Here is a 22,740-nt window from a genome sequence, read left to right as displayed (position 1 = left end):
CACTACAAGCACTACAAGCACTACAAGCACTACAAGCACTACAAGCACTACAAGCACTACAAGCACTACAAGCACTATAAGCGCTATAAGCTATAAGGGAGGAACGCTAAATGCCGTGGATTATTGGCATTATTTTATTTTTTGCTATTTTAAACTGGATATTTGAATTTATTAGCAGTATCGGAACAGCAGGTTGGATAAGTATAGGCTGTCTTTTACTACTATGGATTATTTCTATGATATGGCGTGTTGAGCGTAAACATCGAAAATGGTTATCTGATATAGAGGATGCTATTTTATCCAGACAGGATCAAATAAGCGGATTGATTGTGCGTATAGTTCGCTTATTAGATGAGATCAAGCCGTTTGATGAGATGACCCGTGGTGAAAGTGGCAAGCAAATAAAAGAGATAGATCGCCAATTAACGCGAATGCTAGTAGAGTTAAATCGTTTTTTGGAAGATGAGTTAAAGCAGGAGAAAAATTGGAGATTCCATCAATCAGAGCTGGCAGAGTTACTGAAAATCGCGGATCAGCAATTTGAAGAATATAGCGAACAGTTCAACGATCAGCATAAGAAATTTGAACATATTGCTGAAACTGAACGTCAAGTATTGGACAATTTGCGCATAGCGGAACAGACCATTGTGGAAGCAGAGCAAACGTTTATATCGTTACAACATGAACTGGGTAGTTCACTTCCAATGATGCAATCTGATTTTGAAACGGCGCGAGAATGGCTTGCACAAGCTAGAGAGATTCGTTATCAAGATCCATTGCGTGCTGAAGAACTGGCGGATTATGCGTCGAAAAAAAGTAAACAACTTTTACAGGATGTATATGATCTGAACACATTTAACGAATTTGCTACCCAATTGCCTGAGCGTTTGGAAAGAACAGCTCAGCAAATCAAGCAAGATATGGAGCAATACGGTCTTCATTTAGCCAATCATCGTCCAACAGATGAACTTCATCATCTACGCAGCTTATTGCCACAATTGCACCAGTATGTACTAGAAGGAAATAGTATGAAAGCTCGGCATCTCTGGCACGATCTGAATCAGCGTTTGCATACATTAGCTGAATTGCCAGCTCGTCAGCTTGAACTGAAAAAGCAATACGAGCGCCAGATCACTTCCATTCGCAAACAGATGGATCGTATTAAACAAGACTATCATCGTCTCTACTCTACATGGACAGCATGTACTGAGCGTTATCTTACTATCTACGGTAAAGATATGGCTGAGACTTACGTCGATATAGAGTCTGTGTTATCCGATCAGATCGATGGATTAGATCAAGCGCGTCGCTTGAGCTTAGCAGAGAACGATCAAGAGGCTATACAACAGTTAAAAGGGATTACGCGTGTATTGGAAACGTGTGAACATGTGTTGCTGGAAACGGAACGAAATATCCAAATGCTTCCGCGGCTGGAGCAGCAACAGCAATTGGAACAGCTTAATGCAAGGTATGAGGTAGCTCATGCTTTAAATTTCTCCAAACTTAAGTTTATTACACGCACAACATTGCAAAATAATCATCAGCGCTTCAATTACGAAATTAAGCAATATATTGAGCAGGGATTATATGACAAAGCACAACAGCAATTATCGGAATTTGGCAGAGATGTAAAGCAATTAGAGCAATTGTAAAAGAAAAAGCCCGTTTGCATCATACGACGATGTTTTTCACATCATCATATGGTATGCAAACGGACTTTTTTTAATCTATAATCGCAACGATCAATTTAACTGCATATCTATTCAATGCTTACCTTTTTCTTTTCCATCTGGATGATTCTCATCCCATTCTTCTGCTTTGGAGGTAGCAATCGCAATGGCTCGACCTTCCTCGTAACCTTCGTCCAGTAACGCATTAGCAATCTCCACGGCTTTGTTACGTACACGTTCATCCAAATTTTTCATCGATGTAGGGTAATCGTTTTTGCTCCACGGCATCGTTATCGCTCCTTTTCTTTGATCGATTCATATCGCTTGAAATTGACGATAGGAATGGATCGAATAAAGTCCCTGTATGGATTTTTTACCCGATGGATGTTTATCGAAACGGTAGGGCGCTTCTGTACACTGTTATACGTTCTACATGAGCGTGGAACTCCTTCTTTGTAACATAAATCTACTGTAATACGCTTAACATAAATCTATCGAGCTAATAGTTTCGAAATCGAAAATTTATCGAGTTAAATCCATCGAAGTTCAATACAATTAAGGCAACAGGCAACAGGCAACAGGCAACAGGCAACAGGCAACAGGCAACAGGCAACAGGCAACAGGCAACAGGCAACAGGCAACAGGCAACAGGCAACAGGCAACAGACAACAGACAACAGACAACATACAACATACAGCATTGAAGCAAGCTTCAGCCAATGTGTACCAATATGCGGTCTCAATGAAACCGTATAATAGCGAAGAAACCTTACAATATCAAAGCAAACTCAAAATAAAAGACGACAGATCAATCTCTGTCGTCTTCATATGCTTATTCGTTTGTTTAGGAGGAAGAATCAATAATGAATTCACATGAAATTCACTTCAACCTATTCAATTCCAATCCTTATTGAAACAATACTTTATACTCGCCATAGCCTTCTTCATCCAGCTGCTCTTTTGGTACAAAACGCAAGGCAGCGGAATTAATGCAGTAGCGTAAACCGTTTGGTCCCGGACCATCGTCGAATACATGGCCGAGGTGAGAATCGGCTCCACGGCTACGAACTTCAGTGCGCACCATAAAGTGGCTCAGGTCCATATGCTCCTTCACATGGTAATCGCGAATTGGACGGGTAAAGCTAGGCCAGCCGCAGCCAGAATCGTATTTGTCGGTCGAGCTGAACAGCGGCTCGCCGGAGACGATATCCACATAGATGCCGTCGCCATGATGATCCCAGAACTCGTTATGGAATGCAGGTTCCGTACCGTTTTGCTGGGTTACCTTGAACTGCATCTCGCTCAGGCGCTGCTTAAGCTCCTGTTTATCGACCGGGTTAGACCAGTGTTTCTCGATAAAGGCATCACGTCCAGAACCTTTACGATAGCGTTTATAATGACCCGGATTCTTTTTATGATAATCCTGATGGTAAGTCTCTGCTTCATAAAAGGTTTGTGCAGGTTCGATCGTAGTTGCAATCGGTTTATCAAAGCGGCCGCTTGCTTGCAGTTCTTGCTTCGTCTGCTCTGCTAGCTCGCGTTGCTGCTCGTTATGATAGAAAATCGCTGTGCGATATGAAGATCCACGATCATAAAATTGGCCGCCTGCATCGGTTGGATCAATTTGCTGCCAGAACAGTTCCAGCAGTTTGCTATATGGGAAAATCGCTGGATCGAATACGATCTGTACCGCTTCGGCATGACCGGTTGTTTCGGTGCATACTTCTTCATACGTTGGATTTTCGGTATGTCCGCCTGTATAACCAGAACGGATACTAATAATGCCAGGAAGTTCTTCAAAAGGTGTTACCATACACCAGAAACATCCTCCAGCAAACGTTGCTTTTTCATAATGAGCTTCAGTCATGTATAAGTCACTCCATTTCATCAGAGTTATCAAAATTTGAAATGCTGGACAAGCCAGTCATTGTAATATACCCGCAGCTGCTCTTGTGTACGCAGTCCAGCCTTGCAGCAACCATCATAACATATTGGGACTGCGTGGAGCATCCGTATCTGTTGTTTATACATAGCTATTAATGTATATTAACAAAAGATACTGGAACACTATTATATTACATACAATATAAAAAAGATAGTCTCTATGGTAATTATTTCAAAATAAAGATGTATACAAAATAATGCTCGATCACATCATAACGATCTACATCCATAAGTGTTCTATGATTTCTAAGTGCTCTATAATTTCTAAGTGCTCCATTATTTCGATACGGTAAAATAGTGCTGGTGAATTAAAACATGTAGAGATACAGGAAAACAAGGGCAACGCATTAAAATAGAACCGATTCAAATATATGAAGCTACAGTCAGGCAATAAAATAGAGCACAATGATAGAATACAATATTTCATTTACTGCTACTACTACTGCCATAACTGCCACATTACATTTATACGTATAAAGAAGCGATAAAGATTAAAGACGATGCAGAAAAGATAAAAATTAAAGATCATGTGAAAGATTAAAAATGACGTACTGGAATCTACATCCTAAAATCTACATATTCAAATCTCACTACCTATCCTTATACCTATGACACAGAAAATATATTACATATGCATATAGATATTATGGAAAAATTAGTGTATAATAGTGGTATTGCTTGAATATAACTTCCAAAGGGGAGTAGCTTCTACAGTAAAGTCGTCATTACGGGATTTCATCCCCGGCTTTACCGGCAACGCATCATTACGTTGTTAGCGAGACCTTTGCCTGATTTGTGAATTGGGTGAGGTCTCTTTTATTTTTGAAGATCACCATTATCCGATTCCGGTTAATGGTGATTTTTTTATGTCTGGAAGGGATAGCTGTACATTTCTGGCTGAAGCCAAACAAGTAAAGGAGTCGTCGTATGGAATTGTTTACGGTTGAATTTTGGTTGGCACTTGCTTCGATTATTATGATTGATCTGGTGCTGGCAGGGGATAACGCGATTGTGATCGGTATGGCCGCGCGTAATATTCCGAAGGAAAATCAGAAAAAAGTTATTATCTGGGGTACAGTCGGTGCGGTCATTATCCGCGCGATTGCTACATTGCTTGTCGTTTACTTACTGATGTTACCAGGTTTGCATTTAATCGGTGGACTTGCGCTTGTGTATATCGCTTACAAGCTGCTGATTGAGGAACCGGAGGAAAATGATGTATCCTCAAGCACACGCATCTGGGCAGCGATTCGCACGATTATTATTGCGGATGCAATGATGGGATTGGATAATGTACTAGCTGTTGCCGGTGCCGCACATGGTGACACATTGCTCGTTATCGTAGGTCTGGCGATCTCCATTCCTGTTATGGTATGGTGCAGTACGTTAATTATGAAGCTGATGGAACGCTTTCCGTGGATTGTGGCCGTGGGTTCTGCTATTCTCGCCTGGACAGCAGCGCGTATGATTATGGAAGAAAGCTTCCTGTCCGGTTATTTCACCAACTGGGCGATTAAATACGGCTTTGAATTGCTAGTCGTCGTGGTTGTCGTGCTGATCGGCCTGCGTCAGAAGAAAAAGAATCAGCGTGCACGCACCACGGAAGAACCTGTACTGCAATAATTCAATTGTTTAATCGTTTCCTAGTTCATAGTTGTCGCATAATTGAATAACATGGAAGACGCTATTTTTGTAATATAGCGGTAACTTCTCTAGCGAAAATCTCTTGTAAGCTTTCTGTACGTAGGTGCTCCTATAGGATGAGCTTAATGGAGTTCAGAGCTAATCACCTGGTAAAAGATTATGTATTGCTAGATGATCTAGTACCGGACGATCTAATACCAGATCATCTAGTATTAGTAGTTCGCTACTATAGCTTCAATCACTTTTACAGCGGCACTTGCCTTAATACAGGCAGTGTCGCTGTTTCATTATGTGGAAGAAAGTGTGCTTGATACTACAATACAGGCTAACTTTGCAATAGAGTATATATACCAATAGCGTGTATATACTAACGAAGCGTGCATAGGCTGTGAATGATGCAGCAAGGCTAGTATAATGAATATGATATGTGCTAGTAGAGAGGATACAGGGCAGAAGGGGAGACTGGGCGATGAGCGAGTTAGAACGATCGTTAAAACGCAAACGTGTAGCTGTAGTTGGGCTTGGAGGTATTGCTCAAAAAGTATATGTACCCCTACTTTCCGGGCGATCTGATATCGAGCTGGTAGGTGTCGTTAGCCGAACCGAAGCTACCGTACAGCAGACGATGCAAAATTATCGCATCGCCAATGGCAGTACAACGATTGCTGAGCTGGCGAAGTGGGATGTGGATGCTGTGTTTGTCCATAGTCCGACACCGACGCATTTTGAGATCGTTAGCACCTGTTTGCAAATGGGCTTACCTGTATATGTAGATAAGCCGCTTTCTTACGATCTGGAAGAAGCAAAGCGTATGGCAGCGTTAGCGGAGGAAAAAGGGCTGTTGCTCGCGGTCGGGTTCAATCGCCGTTTTGCGCCTTTATATATGAATGCATACGCCTGGCTGGCGGAAGCGGGAGGATTTGAATTGTGCGAGGTAAGTAAGCATCGGACTAAGCTACAAAGTCTGCCTGCACGCGAAACGGTATACGATGATCTGATTCATATGCTCGATCTGCTGTTATGGTTGGGTAATGAAGATTATGACGTACTGGCACACCAGCTACAAAAGCAAGGCAAGGGACCGATGCTACATGCATCCGGCATGTTAGCGCTTGGCAGAGGGCGCTATGGGCAATACAGCATGGCACGCAGTGCCGGCGCGGATCTGGAAAAGCTCGTTTTGCACGGTGGCGGGCGTTCAGCAGAAGTGGTCAATATGGAACAACTGTATTTATATGAAAAGGACGCGCTACCACAGCAGCAAAGTCCGGGTAGCTGGGAAGATATTTTACAGCGTCGAGGTTTTACCGGTGTAGTCGACCATGTTCTCGATCGTCTGGATGCACCAGAGCAGTGTAGCATTCGTGCCGATCTGGTACTGGATACGCATCAGCTAGTTGAACAATTAATTGCCGATCTATAATAATAAGCGGGCAACCGTGACAAAGGAGACCGAATGATGAGTGATTTTGATGATATGGAGATGACACACGCGGAAATGATCAAGAAGCGTGAGGAGCAGATTGTAGAAAGCTACCGTCAGGATGAAGACATGATGATTCTGGTGTTCACGCAGTGGTGTGTGAATCGGGGACTGGATGCACGCGAGCTGTATTATAGTGCTTATCCAGATCAGCTCGACAATCCACGCCTAGAGCAGGGCATTCGTTTAACGGTGCCCAAAGAAGAAGCTGGCGAGATTCCAGATGATACACTATTTGGCGTATTGTCGATGTATGGAAATGACGATCTAGCTTTTGCGGTAAGCGAAGCGCTGGATGCACGTCAGAAACTGCAACAGCGTCAGTCTATGGATGAGGAGTAATTTCAGGCTGGTAATGGAACGAACAGATGATGTGTAGAGCGCCAGTTAGATATGGAGCAAGATGTAGTTGAATTTAAAGTTAGCTGTAGAGTTACAGGTGATTTATTGAAAATGACTTGCTAGGACCCGCAAACTCGTATGGGTGTAAACAGCATGGAATGAAGAGAAGGAAATAAGGGGGAAGGACGACTTACAGTGTTAGCGGCTTTCTAACACAAGGTCAAATGAAAAAGTGATTTTTGCATAGCAAAATATGGTACAACTTTTGAGCATGGGAATGTACCCTGTATTCCTACTTCGTAGATTCCTGTGCGAGCACGGAGTCCGTCCCCTTATTTCTTCTCGGAATAGTGTCTGCCCTAAGCATCCAAGTTTGCTAGACATACACAGAAAGCGTTAATTACAGCTTGTCTATCGCCCATCCAACACCGTATTCTTTTTAATCCATTTGAAAAGGATACGGTGTTATACCTATAGCAACATGCCAACGATTTTGCTGTAAGTCAAATGTATACAACGGCTAAAATGAAATGTCATAATATTGATAAGCTTCATATGCTGAAAGGATAGGTGAGCCGAGATGAAATATGACATTTTGTATGAAGGCGCGTTTGCAATGTTGAAGGTACATATCGAACAGGGAGAAACGATCAAAGCGGAATCCGGCGCGATGGTCTCCATGTCCCCGAATGTAGAAATTAAAGGTACACTGGATGGCGGACTGATGGGTGGTCTGGGACGTATGTTAACCGGAGAGAAATTCTTTTTTCAAGAGCTGCGTTCCAATCATGGACCTGCGGAAGTGTTGTTAGCTCCATCGAGTATTGGCGATGTGACTGCCGTTGAATTGGATGGATCGTATAGCTTGTTTGTGCAAAAAGATGGATTTTTGGCAGGTACATCAGGTATTGAAGTGGGCACACAGATGCAAAACTTGAAAAAAGGATTATTTTCCGGTGAAGGTTTCTTTATTATCGAAATCCGAGGCAGAGGGACGGTATTCTTATCCTCGTACGGTTCGATTCATGCGATTAATCTATCACAAGGCGAAGAGGTTATTGTTGATAACGCTCACCTTGTTGCATGGCCAGGATATATGAATTACAAAATAGAAAAAGCATCAAAAGGCTGGTTGTCCACAGTGACGAGTGGCGAAGGGATTGTTTGCCGCTTCCGTGGCGAAGGAGTTATTTTAATCCAGACACGTAATCCAGCAGGATTTGGCAACTGGATTCGGCAGTTTGTTCCGAGTAAGTAAAGGTTGTAGCAGAGCAAGTTAGAGACGAATAAAGTCACATGGTAAAGGCAAGACATGTATTGCTTTTGAAAATACATGCGCAGTATACGATAAAATTATTACATTTGACGCTAACGAATACTAAGATGAATTAAAATTACACATCGTAAAGGCAGTGCACGTATCCTTTCTTGGAGTACATGCACTGCCTTTTTTACGTTCTGACGAAAAATGTAGATAAAAAACTAAAAAATCGACAATTCAGTGCAGGGATGGGGAGAAAAATGGCGAATAATGTTTGAAAGGTAGTTGAATAGTGTAAAGAAGTATATTACTCGTCACTCATTAAAAACGCCTATTTTCGACATTAAACTTCTTGTAAATCGGAATTACTCCTAAAAAATAGTTGAATTTTTTAATGTTTTTATAAATATGCACTTGGCATCTGTCTACTGATATGGTTTAATAATAACAATTACGATTTGAAAATTTTGTAGATAAATGTAGAATAATGATATTGGAGGAGAACTACAATGATGAAAGCAACGGGTATTGTGAGAAAAGTAGATGAGCTTGGACGTGTCGTAATTCCGATTGAACTTCGCCGTATCATGAATATTGATGTGAAAGACGGTCTGGAAATTTTTGTCGATAGCGATCGTATCATTCTTAAAAAGTATGAGCCTTCTTGCATTTTCACAGGTGATACCGAAGACCTGGTATATTTCAAAGGTAAACTGATCAGCCGTAGTGTAATTGAAGAGTTAAACCGTTTGCATAGCGCACAGAAATAATTAGTTTATTGTTTACCCTATGTTATTACAATAGTGTATATCGTTACTTCAATGATATAAATGATGTATATAAGCAAACAGGCATATTGGTACAGCATCTGCTGCCAATATGCCTGTTTTAATTGTAGAGTGAAACATGTTGTTGTCTGATTGTGCATGAATACATAAATTAATAAACATATAAGTTCATAATAAAAATATGTTTTCTACATATTCATCTGCATCTACAATTACTTACACTCACACACTCACACACTCACACACTCACACACTCACACACTCACACACTCACACACTCACACACTCACAATGCTGCATATTCCTCATCTGGATCAGCCTCGCACACTCACTCCCCGTATTACGTAATATGCTGCTGCTCTCGTTTCGTTAAGCGGAATTCCTTGGGCGACATGCCGAAGCGTGATCGAAAAACGCGGTGAAAGTACGTGTAGTTGGCAAAGCCTGAAGATTCAGCAACTTCTTCCAGTGGCATGGGACTGAACATAATTCGCTCCTGTGCCATATTAAGCCGCACATCAAGCGCATACTGCATAATCGTAGTGTCGAATGCTTCCTTGAACAGGTGAACGGCTCTGGAAATGCTAATGCCGATATGTAGCGCAACATCCTCTAATTTAAAGGCGGAAGAAGCATTTTCTTCAATATAGCTTTTGATTTGATAAGCCAGATAAGTGCGAGGGCCACCGGTAGGTTGCTCTGCCAGATATCGATCCACTGACAGGCACAGTATCTTCATATAGTAGCTGCAAATTTCCGGATAGGGATTATCGATCCGTCTCTTTTCCATCGCAATCTGGCGCATCAGATCGGTAATATTGTCGGTCAGTGGGATTTTGATCTTGCTTGGACGGCCTTGTTCATGCCACCAGCGATCTGCCCATTCTCCACCGAAAAAGATATGATAGTCGCCGCTTTCCACCGTCTGTTTGCCTGTTGAGCCTTGTGTATAATCGATTTGTAACTCATACGGCTCATCAGGTCCATACATATGCAGATCACCCACCTCTACATCGACAAGCTTGCCATTTGAGCGAAGCTGACAATTGCCCTCCGTTTGTAAACGAAATAAATAATTTTGAATACCGTCTGGCTCATGCATATAAAAAGGCTTCCTATGAAAGGAGTAACCTGCTGTAAAAACTTTACAATCTTCTCCGTGTCCTTCCATTCAACGTTCCTCATTTCAGCAACAAATTTAAATTTTGACCAAATTGTTCATGTTTTAATCATATTATTCATTTTAATTGAAACGATTTCGTAATACTATGGTTACGAGCCAAAAACAACATAAAAGGACAGCTTCTGGTTTGCACCGATTGTGCAAACGGAAATAAAGCAGCAGGCTGGACCTGAAACTCGCGGACAATCGTATCGATAAGTCCATTGTACATAGGGGTTATCATGCGCTTGGTAAGCATCAAAGGAGGATTACCCGTGCAGCGAATGAAAGCCGGATTAATCGGATGTGGCAACATCAGCGCTATTTATTTTACGAACTTGAAATCGAGTCCGGTGATCGAAATTGTAGCCTGTGCCGACATGGTGAAAGAGCGTGCAGAGGAACGGGCCAAAGAATTTGGTATTGAAAACGTCTTCACACCGGAAGAAATGCTACAACAGGACGATATTGAACTCATTATTAATCTGACGATTCCCGCAGCACATGCTGGTGTCAATCTAGCAGCTTTAGCGGCAGGTAAACATGTGTATGCGGAGAAGCCGCTGGCCGTATCGCTTGACGATGGTCGTCGCACGCTGGAGAAAGCGAAGGAAACCGGCAAACGTGTCGGTAGTGCACCGGATACATTTCTTGGTGCAGGTCTGGAAACGGCGCGTAAAGCGATTGATGATGGGCTGATTGGTCGTCCGATTGCAGCGTCTGCCTTTATGATGGGAGCAGGGCCGGAAGGCTGGCATCCCGATCCAGAATTTTTCTATGCACCGGGTGGTGGCCCGATGTTCGATATGGGACCGTATTATTTGACGGCGCTTACAAGCCTGCTTGGTTCCATGACACGGGTAAGTTCATCAACAGGCATTCAGATGCCAGATCGTAAAATTCATAGCGGCCCGAAGGCAGGTACGCCAATTCGCGTGGAAACACCGACTCATCTTGCCGGTACGATCGACTTTGAAAATGGCGTGATCGCTACAATGGTAACTAGCTTCGATATTCCAGGCGGCGCTCAATTGCCTCGTATCGAGATTTATGGCACGGAAGGTACACTGGATTTGCCAGACCCGAACTTCTTCGATGGTACGGTGCGTCTCAAACGTGCAGGTTCGGATCAGTTTGAAGAACTGCCGCCGGTATTTGAACCGATCAGCAATGATCGCGGCAAAGGCGTGAGTGAGATGGTACAGGCGGTTCGTGAAAATCGTCCGCATCGCGCAAGCGGTGAGCTTGCTTATCATGTGCTTGAGGTGATGCATGCGTTCCAGCGTTCATCCCTTGAAGGGAAGCATGTGATTATCGAAAGCCGCGCAGGTTACCGTCAGGGTAGTGTGTATCAATAACAAGAACAAGAACACTGCTTCGCAACGAGTTCATAACGAGCAGGAAGAGCAACATTTTATTTTAACGCAACATTGGATTTTAAAACGAAATATTGGAGTTTAAGCTGAGTCCGAACCATCATTTCAGCAATCATGCAAACGTATAGCACCCGGTACAGGCATTATGATATCGATCTACTACTATATGACACAGGAGTGAATAACATTATGTTAAAAGTAGGATTGCAACTGTTTACCGTTCGTGAAGATCTGGAACGTGATTTCGAAGGTACGATCGCTAAAATCGCCGAGCTTGGCTATCAAGGTGTAGAATTCGCTGGCTTTTACGGTCGTAGTGCAGAGCAGATTAATGATTTGTTGAAAAAGCACAATCTCGAAGTGGTAGGTTCACATACGCAATACGCTGATCTCGTCAATGATGCGCAATCGCTGATCGATTACAACAAAGCGATTGGCAATAAATATATTATCGTTCCTTACCTGTCAGAAGAGCAACGTGGGAACTGGCCTGACATTTTCGCTAACCTGCGTAAAATCGCCGAAGTTTGTAACCAGAATGACGTTGTACTGCTGTACCATAACCATGATTTTGAATTGACCGAGAAAATCGGCGAGCATACGGTACTCGATGCACTGTATGCCGAATTGCCTGCTGACCTGATTCAAGTTGAGCTGGATACCGCATGGGTACAATACAGCGGCTATGATGCGGTTGAATATATTGAGAAATATGCAGGTCGTCTGCCACTCGTACACTGGAAAGACTTTAAACGTACCGACGATGGCATTCAGATGATGGAGCTAGGCGAAGGTGAAGTTGCGGTTGCTCGTGTAGGCGATGCAGCGGATAAAGCGGGTGCAGAGTGGATCATTGTCGAGCAGGATAACAGCCTGCAAGCGCCGATGCAAAGTATCGAACAAAGCATCAACTGGGTGAAAAGCTATGGCGCTAAAGGAGGACCTGTGAATGTCTGAGCAAGTTTTGAATATCGGCATTATCGGCTGCGGCGGCATCGCGCAGGGCAAGCATTTGCCAAGCCTCGCCAAACAGCCACTCGCACGCATCGTTGCTTTTTGCGATATTGTGGAAGAACGCGCAACCGAGGCAGCTGAGCAATACGGCGCTGAAGGCGCTAAAGTATACACCGATTACAAACAGTTATTGCAAGATAGCAGCATCGATGTCATTCATGTGTGTACACCAAACGATTCGCATGCAGTCATTAGCATCGATGCGCTGGAAGCTGGCAAGCATGTACTGTGTGAAAAGCCGATGGCAAAAACGACAGAAGAAGCACGTGCAATGGTCGAAGCAGCCAAGCGTACCGGTAAAAAGCTGTCAATCGCTTACCAGAATCGTTTCCGCGATGACAGTCTGTACTTGAAGCAGATGGTGGAAGAAGGCGATCTGGGCGATGTGTATTATGGCAAAGCGATTGCACTGCGTCGCCGCGCTGTACCAACATGGGGCGTATTTCTGGATGAAGAAAAGCAAGGCGGCGGCCCGCTGATCGATATCGGTACGCATGCACTTGATCTGACACTATGGCTGATGGATAACTATAAGCCGAAAACGGTGCTCGGTTCTACATTCCACAAGCTTGGCCCACGTGCAAATTCCGCAAATGCTTTTGGTCCGTGGGATCCGGAGAAATTCAAAGTGGAAGATTCCGCTTTTGGATTTATCACGATGGAAAATGGGGCTGTGATCGCGCTGGAATCTAGCTGGGCGCTGAATGTGCGTAATTTTGGCGAGGCACAAGCATTGCTGTGTGGTACCGAAGGCGGCGCCGATATGAGCGATGGACTGCATATTAACGGCGAAAAGAACGGTCGTTTGATCGATAGCCAGGTGGATCTTGGCTCAGGCGGAGTTGCTTTTTATTCTGGTGAAGCGGAAGACGCAGGTGCACGTGAAGCGAGAATGTGGCTGGAAGCGATCGTGAACGATACAGAGCCGCTTGTGAAGCCAGAACAGGCGCTGGTCGTTACACAGATTCTGGAAGCGATCTATGAATCTGCACGTACAGGCAAAGCGATTGAGCTGCAACCGGAAGCGATCACAGTGTAATGTTGTAACCAAATGAATGGTTGTATTAACGCGGATGGAATGTAGAGAACGTTCGATTTTTTTAGAGTAAGAGGTTGGAGATGAGATCGCACAGGGACTAAGATGTGTCAGGTATTCTAATCTATATGTTTGCTGTGAACGATAGTGGGCAAGCAGATGGAAATGAGATTACGGATCGGTAATTTCCTAGCCATATTGTTTCCGCGTGATCAAAGCTATTGATATTAGATATTTATAAAATTTTATTCATAAATTAACGGAAATACCAAACTTTATTGGCGCTCGGTTCGTAGTAATAAGTAGAAGACTATTCGACACAATCGGACACGACAGCGACCATTCCTTTACCTAAAAAACGGATGAGCCAGGAGGACAAACGAATGAAATTGGGCGTATTTATGGTATTGCTGAACAACAAGAGTTTCGAGGAGGCGCTTGACTATGTAGCTGAAAAGGGAGTCAAGGCAGTAGAGATCGGTTCCGGTGGTAATCCCGGTGCTGTACACTGCAAGCCGGATGAACTGCTGGCAGATGCAGGTAAACTGCGCGAGTTCAAAAAAGCAGTAGAGTCCCGTGGTTTAACGATCAGTGCACTGAGCTGTCACGGTAACCCACTGCACCCGCAAAAAGCGATTGCACAGGAATCCCATGATGATTTTGTGAAATCCGTTCAATTGGCACAAAAGCTTGATGTACCTGTCGTTAATACATTTTCCGGTTGTCCAGGTGACAGCGACAATGCCAAATATCCGAACTGGCCGGTAGCACCGTGGCCAAATGACTACACCGAGCTGCTCGACTGGCAATGGAATCAAAAAATTATTCCGTACTGGACCGAAAACGGAAAGTTCGCTTCCGATCATAATGTAAAAGTTGGGATTGAGCTGCACGGCGGCTTCTCCGTCCATACACCAGGCACGATGTTGCGTCTGCGTGAAGCGGCTGGTGAGGCCATCGGAGCCAATTTGGACCCAAGTCATATGTGGTGGCAGGGCATCGATCCGGTGGCTGCAATAAAAATTTTGGGGAAACATGGCGCAATTCATCATTTTCATGCTAAAGATACGCTTACAGACACCGATAATATGAATATGAACGGCGTCACGGACATGCACTCCTATGCGGAGATGCAAGACCGCGCATGGCAGTTCCGCACTGTAGGCTATGGTCATGATTTGAAAACTTGGGCTGATATCATTAGTGCGCTTCGTCTTGTAGGCTATGACTATGTTGTCAGCATTGAACATGAAGACGGATTGATGTCCGTCAATGAGGGTTTTACTAAAGCCGTCCACAATTTACAACAAGTAATGATCGAAGAAGAACTTGGCGAGATGTGGTGGGTTTAATAACAGGGAGGCATTAATCGTATGATTAACGTAACAGTCTGGAATGAATTTGTACATGAGCAAATCCGCGACGACGTGAAGGCTATATATCCAGAGGGAATCCACAAAGTACTGGCAGATGGACTGTCTAAGGAAGGCTTTGCCTGCCGTACAGCTACACTCGACCAGGAAGAACACGGTCTTACCGAATCTGTGCTGAACTCGACCGATGTCATGCTGTGGTGGGGCCATACGGCTCACGATCTGGTTGACGATGACATTGCAGAAGCAGTGGTACGTCGGGTTCACGAAGGAATGGGACTCATCGTTCTTCATTCCGGACATTTCTCGAAACCGTTCAAGCAACTGATGGGTACGAGCTGTGATCTGAAATGGCGTGTAGCAGACGAGCAAGAAATTCTGTGGTGTGTGAATCCGACACATCCCATCGCTCAAGGTGTGAATCCTTCGATCACGCTTGATAAAGAAGAAATGTACGGCGAATTCTTCGATGTTCCTGCTCCAGATGAACTAGTGTACTTGAGCAACTTTGAGGGTGGAGAAGTGTTCCGCAGTGGCTGCACGTACCGTCGCGGTCATGGCAAAATCTTCTACTTCCGTCCAGGTCATGAAACGTATCCGACCTACCATAATGAAGATATTATGCACATCATTGCTAACGCTGTACGCTGGGCGTATCCAGCTACCAATGCGCGTCCACAATTTGGTCGTACCGAGCCGCAACGTGCGATTGCAGCACGTCATCTGACCATCTAATACGATTAGCGTAGATGAACGATCGACAAGCTAGCGTTTGTGCTCGGATCATCGTAGTGAACTCGAAATGAGCTAGCGGTACAGGCAAAATGATGTACGGATATAGACCAGTATAGAAGAAGGCTGTTACCTTGTTGCATAATGAAATAATATGCAGCAAGCCCCTGTTAATCATACTGAAAGTAACCGTTCATACGGTATCGATTGCCGGTAAGCCTACCTTTTATGTGTTGCCATGAGCTGCATAATCATTGTATGGCGTGTTCGAAATGCGTCTGCCGGGTAATATAGCGGCAGACGCATTTTTGCGTGGAAGTCATCAGTTATCGTCGCCACAAATCCACTCTGTCCATTGTATTCGCGATCATTCGTTACGAATATAATTTTGCCTGATATAGCATAATAGGCATCGGGAAGCGAGTCTGTACAATTGATGTCTGCACAGTGTCTGCCAGGTCATAGGTTGGGTATAGGTGAAACGTATAAGAGAGGTCTACTTCATCAAAGCAAAGGAGCGATGCAGATGGTTCATCATAGACCACATGTTGAACAGAACGCGCAGCAAGCAGCACAGTCTCAGCATTCCAACGAGCAATCTTTTCATATCGGTCATGTGCCGCTGCCGCCGGAGCTGGTGGAAGCTTGTATGCGACGTGTAGAAGGCAAGCAACTGGAAGGCTTTTTAGCTGGATTTGGAAAATGGCCGGGCGATATTATGCTTGTAGGCGAAGCACCTGGTGGCAATGAAATTGTGCAGGGCCGCCCCTTTTGCGGACAGGCAGGTAAAGTGCTGGATGAATATTTACAAATTGCAGGGTTAACGCGTGATGATCTGTATATGACCAGTTCAGTGCGTAGCCGCCCGTATCGGGATCGTCCTGTCAAAGGTCATCCAGAGCGTATGAGTCGTTCGAATCGCACGCCGACCGCCAGTGAAATTTTTGCCCATGCGCCCATTCTGGATTATGAATTATCGGTGGTGAAGCCGCGTCTATTACTCACCGTCGGTAATATTGGGCTACAGCGTTTACTTGGTAGTGGCGTGCGTGTATCCGATATTCATGGACAGCCAAGACAGAGTACGATTCAGCATGTGGATCAAGATCATCCAGAGCGCGGTTATATCGAAGGAACAGAATCGTATTGGATTTTCCCGTTATATCATCCAGCTGCAATATTATATAATCGTTCGCTGGAGTCTGTCATTGAGCAGGATTTACAGCGATTGCGTGATTTTTTGCAAGAAGAAGTATGGATATCGGGTTAAATACAATAGAACAATACGTTTGAGCGATTTTAAATTCAACTATTTGTGAGATCGCTCGAATACAGGAACTAGCGCGAACGGAGCAACCGGCAAACACGGATTTTGCAGCGGCGGTAACTTGTTCACTGGAATGAGTCTCTATGAGCATTCCAGAATTGACACAGTCGAACGGCAATCACAGCTTTCAAATATAAGCAAGAGCAAACTATTATTATAGTGGATGATTTTTCATAAGGAATCTTACAAAACCGCGTAACGAAGCGCACAAATTGGGATGTTTTCGTTTTCTTATGATAGGAAATATGGTAAGATATTTGTGCTAACTTATTGTAAGTTAAAGTCTGTGAATAATGAGTTTAATTATTATCCATATGTGATTTGGCAATGGACCAGTAAAGAGGTGAAATGATGGAACAGCATCAATTGGGATTGTGTCCGCGCTTTGAGACAGCCTTTTCGTTCCTGGGTAAACGCTGGAACGGCCTCATCATTCAATCCTTGATGAGCGGACCGAAACGGTTCAAAGACATATCGAACCTCATTCCGATGATGAGCGATAAAATGCTCTCAGAGCGTATGAAAGATCTGGAAGCTAGCGGCATACTGGTACGACAGGTATACCCGGAAACTCCAGTCCGGATTGAGTACGAATTGACAGAAAAAGGTCGCGCCCTTAAGCCGGTCATGGAGCAAATTCAGAGCTGGGCAGAGCACTGGGTAGACTAATGTATACATGCTGTCTGCAAGGCGGCGGTATCGCAACATAAAAAAGCTTTCCCCGGGACCACTCCGGTGGAAAGCTTTTTTCGCATAGTCAGCAGTACATTCACGTATATCCGGTGCAAGGGGAGGAGGGGAGTCGATTAGATCCGACAGATTTCTTTTGGACACAGCTCGCAATGACAAACTTCTTGCAGCGCCTCCAGATCATGAACAATAATCATACCGTGCTCATACTCGATCGTTTCTTTTTTACGCAGGTCGCTAAGCATACGGTTGACGCTCTCGCGTGTAGCGCCGATCATATTCGACAGATCGGTATGGGTGATCTTTTTGTTAATTAGAATCGAGCCATCTTCATTATGAGGTTCACCGTAGGTGTTGCTCAGACGAATCAATGTCGAACAGAGTGCACCCGGTTTACCGTACAGCATCAGGTCACGCACTTTCGTTTGCGTCAGACGATGATGTGTGCCCATCCATTTCATAAAATCAATCGCAAAGTCACAGTGCTGGCAAATGATCAGCTCCAGATCTTTATGATCGATCACCGATACCTCCGTATCTTCCAGTGCCTCAGCCGTGAAACCGAGTCGTGTGCCTGAGAACAGATCCGCCTGACCGATAATATCGCCAGCTTGATACATGTACAAAATGAGTTCTTTGCCTTCATCTGTCGATTTGGTTAATTTAACCCGTCCATTTTTAATGTAAAAAAGCTTATCCGAGATATCGCCTTCCCAAAATAGATGCGATCCTGCTGCTATACTGCGATCTGTCGCATAAGCAAGCATGCGCTCCAGATTGGCAGGCGAGAAGCTACTGGTGTTGCTATTTTCCAACTGCTTCGTCAATTCCATTGGTTTGTTCATCATTGTTCCTCTCCTTTATGTCCCCATTATACGTGAAAATAACCAGATTGCATTAAATTAAAGGAAAAATTGGTAAAATTAATTGATATATGTCACTTCATCTCTATATGTTATCGGTAAGAGGAAAAGAAACTTTAAATTTTAATAGTTTGTGATTATTTTCACTTATAGTATAACGCGATATGATTCAAAATGCAAAAGCAAAAAACAGGAAAAGAAAATTTTTAAAAATTAAAATTGATTGTGAAAAATATCACATTATGATTTTTGTCTCTATGCTATGATCAGTGCGTAGACAAGAGCAACACACATTCTGAGGAGGATGAGAGAAATGGCTGTTAAAAATGATGCTGCCCGTACTGTAGAGTTGACTGCACAGGAAGAGATTCAAAAGCAGATCGATAAAGCGAACAAAGCTTACTCCGCATTTATGAAAATGGATCAAGAACAGATCGATCGTATCGTACAGGCGATGGCGCTTGCCGGACTCGACAAGCATATGCACCTTGCTAAAATGGCAGTAGAAGAAACTGGCCGCGGTGTATATGAAGATAAGATTACGAAAAACATTTTCGCGACCGAATATATTTACCATAGCATCAAAAATGAAAAAACGGTTGGTGTCATCGAGGATAACGCGTATGACAACTTCCAAAAAATTGCGGAGCCGGTCGGCATCATTATGGGGATTACACCAGTCACGAATCCGACTTCCACCACGATGTTCAAAGCATTAATCGCGATCAAAACACGTAACCCGATCATCTTCGGTTTTCATCCATCTGCACAACAATGTAGCCGCGAAGCTGCGAAAACATTGCTGGAAGCAGCGGTGAAGCATGGTGCACCAGCCGATTGTATCCAGTGGATCGAAAATCCATCGATGGATAAAACGAATGCGCTAATGAATCATCCTGATGTAGCGCTCATTCTAGCTACCGGTGGTGGGGCGATGGTCAAAGCAGCGTATAGCTGTGGTAAACCAGCACTTGGCGTAGGTCCTGGTAACGTACCTGCTTTTATCGAAAAAAGCGCGGATTTGAAACAGGCGGTTACTGATCTGATTCTATCTAAATCGTTTGATAATGGGATGATCTGTGCATCCGAGCAGGCGGTTGTTATCGAAGAACCTGTATTCGATCAAGTGAAAAAGCTGATGATCGATAATGGCTGCTATTTCCTCAATAAAGAAGAAGTGGCTAAGCTGACCGCTGGCGCCATGAATGTGGACAAATGTGCAGTCAATCCGGCGATTGTCGGACAACCTGCGACCAAAATTGCGGAAATGAGCGGAATTACCGTACCGGCAGATACGAAAATTCTCGTTGCTGAGCTGGAAGGCGTGGGCACCAAATATCCATTGTCTGCTGAAAAGCTAAGCCCGGTACTTGCTTGTTATAAAGTTAAAAATGCCGATCAAGGGATCGAACGCGCTGCGCAAATCGTTGAATTTGGCGGCATGGGACACTCTTCGGCCATTCACTCGAATAATGAAGAAGTCATTCAAAAATTCGCAGATCGTCTGCAAACCGGACGGATTATCGTTAATTCGCCATCGACACATGGCGCAATCGGAGACATTTACAATACGAATCTGCCATCGCTGACACTTGGCTGCGGATCGTATGGACGCAACTCCACTTCGTCGAACGTCACTGCTGTCAATCTGATCAACATTAAAAGGGTGGCTCGCCGTACCGTGAATATGCAATGGTTCAAAATCCCATCGAAAGTATACTTTGAAAAAGGCTCGACCCAATACCTTGCCAAAATGCCAGACATTAGCCGCGTTGCGATCGTAACTGATCCGATGATGGTACAACTCGGTTATGTGGAAAAAGTAGAACATTATCTGCGTCAACGTCAAACGCCGGTAGCGATCGAAGTATTCTCCGAAGTCGAACCCGATCCATCGACGGCAACCGTAGAACGCGGTCGTCAAATGATGGAACGCTTCCAGCCTGACTGCATTATCGCACTCGGTGGCGGTTCGCCAATGGATGCTGCCAAAGGCATGTGGCTGTTTTACGAATATCCAGATGTGAGCTTTGACAATCTGAAACAGAAATTTATGGATATCCGCAAACGGATTTACAAATACCCACATCTCGGTCAAAAAGCACAATTCGTCGCCATCCCAACCACATCGGGTACAGGTTCGGAAGTAACATCGTTCGCTGTTATTACGGACAAAGAAAAAGGCAATACCAAATACCCACTGGCTGACTATGAGCTGACTCCAGACGTAGCGATCGTAGACCCTGAATTTGTCTACAGCCTGCCACGTGTAGCAGTAGCGGACACCGGAATGGACGTACTGACTCATGCGATCGAAGCGTATGTATCAAATATGGCGAACGACTACACCGATGGTCTGGCGATCAAAGCGATCCAGCTCGTATTCCAATACCTGGAACAGTCGGCATTGACCGGCGACAAACTGGCACGCGAAAAAATGCACAATGCTTCGACGATTGCCGGTATGGCATTTGCCAACGCCTTCCTCGGTATCAACCATAGTCTGGCGCACAAATGGGGCGGACAATATCACACTGCACACGGTCGTACCAATGCGATTCTAATGCCACACGTTATTCGCTATAATGCGAAAAAACCGACCAAGTTCTCGTCGTTCCCGAAATATTCGCACTTTATCGCTGACGAGCGTTATGCTGAGATTGCCCGCATTTTGGGACTGCCCGCTCGTACTACTGAAGAAGGCGTAAACAGCCTGGTCAACGCCATCCGCGATATGAACCGTAAGCTGGGCATCCCTGAGACATTCCAGGAACTTGGCTTTGATGCCAAAGATTTTGAATCGCGTGTAGACTATCTGGCTGACCGCGCATTTGAAGATCAATGTACAACAGCGAATCCAAAAATGCCGCTCGTGACCGAACTGGCGGATGTGTACCGCAATGCGTTCTATGGTCGGTTTGAGTAATTGCCGTAAGCACGTAGGCATACAATCATGGAAAGATTATTTTGAAAAGTATGCCTAGCTATTACCCGCTATTGTTTCGACTTGATATGTAGCCCATGCTGCCTATGCAATCTGTTTCTCCTCCCATCATATAGATCTTTGGCTCCTGCTTGTCCCATTGGGAATTGGGATGGGCAGGGGTCTTTTTTGTGCTGGGGGTAGGGTGAATCTGCTCATGCAACTGCGTGGATGATTCGTGTAGAGTATTATAGTTTGTACATGATGTGGGATGTGGGCGTTACTTGACTTGTGAGGGTAACATCTTTATAGAGATGGAGCCTACACCACTCCGGTAAGGAATAAGGGAACGGACTCAGATGGAGCAATGAGGATCTATGGAATAGAAGGTACTTGTAAATTCTCATCGCTCCAAAGAGATAAGATATTTTGCTTCCGCAAAAATCCCTTTTCATTGAACCCTGTGTTAGAAAATCACTAACACTAAAGCTGTAAGATATTTTGCCTTGCAAAAATCATTGTTTGATTGAACTCCGTGTTAGAAGATCACTAACACTAAAGCTGTAAGATATTTTGCTTGGCAAAAATCATTGTTTCATTGTACCTCGTGTTAGACGAGCATTAACACTATAAATCGACCTTTTCCCTTATTTCTTTCCCTCCGTTTTAGGGCGTGTTTACTAACATCAATGATCATATAGTTCTATATCATTCATATTCCAGCGTTAGAATAAGAGTTATTTCTAAAATCTATATACTCTCTGATGACAGTGGAAATCCAAAATATGTAAGTTTATATGCAACATATTCGTTACTAGCTAAGAAATAACAGCAAAGCAGTCACATCCTAATATAATTCAAAATAGCCCTTAAAAGTGCGAACCCCAAGCTCCCATAAAATCCCTAGGAGGTTCGCGCCCCTTGCTACGCAAGGGATTTGAGGTTTTTTGTTGTATTTTGAACCGATTTCCAGTAGGCTAAAACGGAGGTTCGCGATTTTGATCTGTTTTTCCCTTGCTACGAAAGGGCTGAAAAGGTATACAGTCACTCTCCGTGCGAGAGTGTGGATTGAAAGAGCGTTACGTGATTGTCGTTGTACTCGTTGATAAGTCA

At 44.1% G+C, this 22,740-nt stretch carries 18 protein-coding genes and 1 CRISPR repeat array (1 of these 19 running past the window's edge); of the genes, 14 read left to right on the top strand and 4 right to left on the bottom strand.

The window, feature by feature from the left end; all coding sequences use genetic code 11:
* Positions 1-110 precede the first annotated feature (110 nt).
* Positions 111-1,652, top strand: a complete 1,542-nt coding sequence (locus AAHF22_RS16175) for a hypothetical protein (RefSeq protein WP_347326059.1) — start codon at positions 111-113, stop codon at positions 1,650-1,652.
* Between the two features lie 111 nt (positions 1,653-1,763).
* On the opposite strand, the gene AAHF22_RS16170 is transcribed toward AAHF22_RS16175, so the two are convergent.
* Positions 1,764-1,958: a DUF2188 domain-containing protein gene (locus tag AAHF22_RS16170; RefSeq protein WP_347326058.1), complete on the bottom strand. Its 195-nt coding sequence runs from the start codon at positions 1,956-1,958 to the stop codon at positions 1,764-1,766.
* Positions 1,959-2,576: 618 nt separating this feature from the next.
* Positions 2,577-3,536 (bottom strand): peptide-methionine (S)-S-oxide reductase MsrA, encoded by a 960-nt coding sequence (gene msrA, locus AAHF22_RS16165; RefSeq protein WP_347326057.1) that lies wholly within the window; start codon positions 3,534-3,536, stop codon positions 2,577-2,579.
* A gap of 1,004 nt (positions 3,537-4,540) precedes the next feature.
* Between msrA and AAHF22_RS16160 the strand changes: the two genes are divergently transcribed.
* From AAHF22_RS16160 to AAHF22_RS16140, 5 genes are all read left to right on the top strand, one after another.
* Positions 4,541-5,236 carry a TerC family protein gene (locus tag AAHF22_RS16160; RefSeq protein WP_347326056.1) on the top strand — a complete coding sequence of 232 codons (696 nt, stop codon included), beginning with the start codon at positions 4,541-4,543 and terminating at the stop codon, positions 5,234-5,236.
* A gap of 490 nt (positions 5,237-5,726) precedes the next feature.
* Positions 5,727-6,680 carry a Gfo/Idh/MocA family protein gene (locus AAHF22_RS16155; RefSeq protein WP_347326055.1) on the top strand — a complete coding sequence of 318 codons (954 nt, stop codon included), beginning with the start codon at positions 5,727-5,729 and terminating at the stop codon, positions 6,678-6,680.
* 36 nt (positions 6,681-6,716) lie between these two features.
* Positions 6,717-7,082: a protein YxiS gene (yxiS, locus tag AAHF22_RS16150; RefSeq protein ID WP_347326054.1), complete on the top strand. Its 366-nt coding sequence runs from the start codon at positions 6,717-6,719 to the stop codon at positions 7,080-7,082.
* A gap of 580 nt (positions 7,083-7,662) precedes the next feature.
* Positions 7,663-8,340, top strand: a complete 678-nt coding sequence (locus AAHF22_RS16145) for a TIGR00266 family protein (protein WP_347326053.1) — start codon at positions 7,663-7,665, stop codon at positions 8,338-8,340.
* A gap of 512 nt (positions 8,341-8,852) precedes the next feature.
* Positions 8,853-9,113 (top strand): AbrB/MazE/SpoVT family DNA-binding domain-containing protein, encoded by a 261-nt coding sequence (locus tag AAHF22_RS16140; protein ID WP_308422638.1) that lies wholly within the window; start codon positions 8,853-8,855, stop codon positions 9,111-9,113.
* A gap of 358 nt (positions 9,114-9,471) precedes the next feature.
* Here AAHF22_RS16140 and AAHF22_RS16135 read toward each other — a convergent pair whose 3' ends face one another.
* A complete protein-coding gene (locus AAHF22_RS16135; protein ID WP_347326052.1) occupies positions 9,472-10,302 on the bottom strand; it encodes an AraC family transcriptional regulator in 831 nt (276 codons plus the stop codon).
* Positions 10,303-10,568: 266 nt separating this feature from the next.
* Here AAHF22_RS16135 and AAHF22_RS16130 point away from each other — a divergent pair, with 266 nt between their 5' ends.
* From AAHF22_RS16130 to AAHF22_RS16100, 7 genes are all read left to right on the top strand, one after another.
* On the top strand, positions 10,569-11,651 hold the full coding sequence (locus tag AAHF22_RS16130) for a Gfo/Idh/MocA family protein (RefSeq protein ID WP_347326051.1): 1,083 nt from the start codon (positions 10,569-10,571) through the stop codon (positions 11,649-11,651).
* A 207-nt stretch (positions 11,652-11,858) separates the two neighbouring features.
* The gene (locus tag AAHF22_RS16125) at positions 11,859-12,626 is read left to right on the top strand and encodes a sugar phosphate isomerase/epimerase family protein (RefSeq protein ID WP_347326050.1); all 768 of its coding nucleotides are present in this window, start codon (positions 11,859-11,861) and stop codon (positions 12,624-12,626) included.
* The gene (locus AAHF22_RS16120; RefSeq protein WP_347326049.1) at positions 12,619-13,722 is read left to right on the top strand and encodes a Gfo/Idh/MocA family protein; all 1,104 of its coding nucleotides are present in this window, start codon (positions 12,619-12,621) and stop codon (positions 13,720-13,722) included. The genes AAHF22_RS16125 and AAHF22_RS16120 overlap by 8 nt, the downstream gene beginning before the upstream one ends.
* Positions 13,723-14,102: 380 nt before the next feature.
* A complete protein-coding gene (locus AAHF22_RS16115; protein ID WP_347326048.1) occupies positions 14,103-15,071 on the top strand; it encodes a sugar phosphate isomerase/epimerase family protein in 969 nt (322 codons plus the stop codon).
* Between the two features lie 21 nt (positions 15,072-15,092).
* A complete protein-coding gene (locus AAHF22_RS16110; RefSeq protein WP_347326047.1) occupies positions 15,093-15,827 on the top strand; it encodes a ThuA domain-containing protein in 735 nt (244 codons plus the stop codon).
* Positions 15,828-16,350: 523 nt separating this feature from the next.
* Entirely contained in the window at positions 16,351-17,094 is a 744-nt protein-coding gene (locus AAHF22_RS16105; protein WP_347326046.1) for a uracil-DNA glycosylase, read from the top strand.
* A 408-nt stretch (positions 17,095-17,502) separates the two neighbouring features.
* Complete coding sequence (locus AAHF22_RS16100; RefSeq protein WP_347326045.1) at positions 17,503-17,820, top strand: winged helix-turn-helix transcriptional regulator; 318 nt, start codon at positions 17,503-17,505, stop codon at positions 17,818-17,820.
* A gap of 137 nt (positions 17,821-17,957) precedes the next feature.
* Here the strand turns inward: AAHF22_RS16100 and AAHF22_RS16095 are convergent, their stop codons facing one another.
* Positions 17,958-18,689, bottom strand: a complete 732-nt coding sequence (locus AAHF22_RS16095) for a Crp/Fnr family transcriptional regulator (protein ID WP_371834079.1) — start codon at positions 18,687-18,689, stop codon at positions 17,958-17,960.
* Between the two features lie 328 nt (positions 18,690-19,017).
* Between AAHF22_RS16095 and adhE the strand changes: the two genes are divergently transcribed.
* Positions 19,018-21,630 (top strand): bifunctional acetaldehyde-CoA/alcohol dehydrogenase, encoded by a 2,613-nt coding sequence (gene adhE / locus AAHF22_RS16090; RefSeq protein WP_347326043.1) that lies wholly within the window; start codon positions 19,018-19,020, stop codon positions 21,628-21,630.
* 1,040 nt (positions 21,631-22,670) lie between these two features.
* A CRISPR array of direct repeats spans positions 22,671-22,740; the repeat unit is 32 nt; unit sequence GTCACTCTCCGTGCGAGAGTGTGGATTGAAAG (it continues 432 nt past the right edge of the window).

Origin of the sequence: Paenibacillus wenxiniae (assembly GCF_039822605.1) — a bacterium.
In the GTDB taxonomy this organism is placed as follows: Bacteria; Bacillota; Bacilli; order Paenibacillales; family Paenibacillaceae; genus Saccharibacillus; species Saccharibacillus wenxiniae.
Note: the sequence above shows the minus strand (reverse complement) of the source record. Positions and strands in the feature narration are given on the sequence as shown.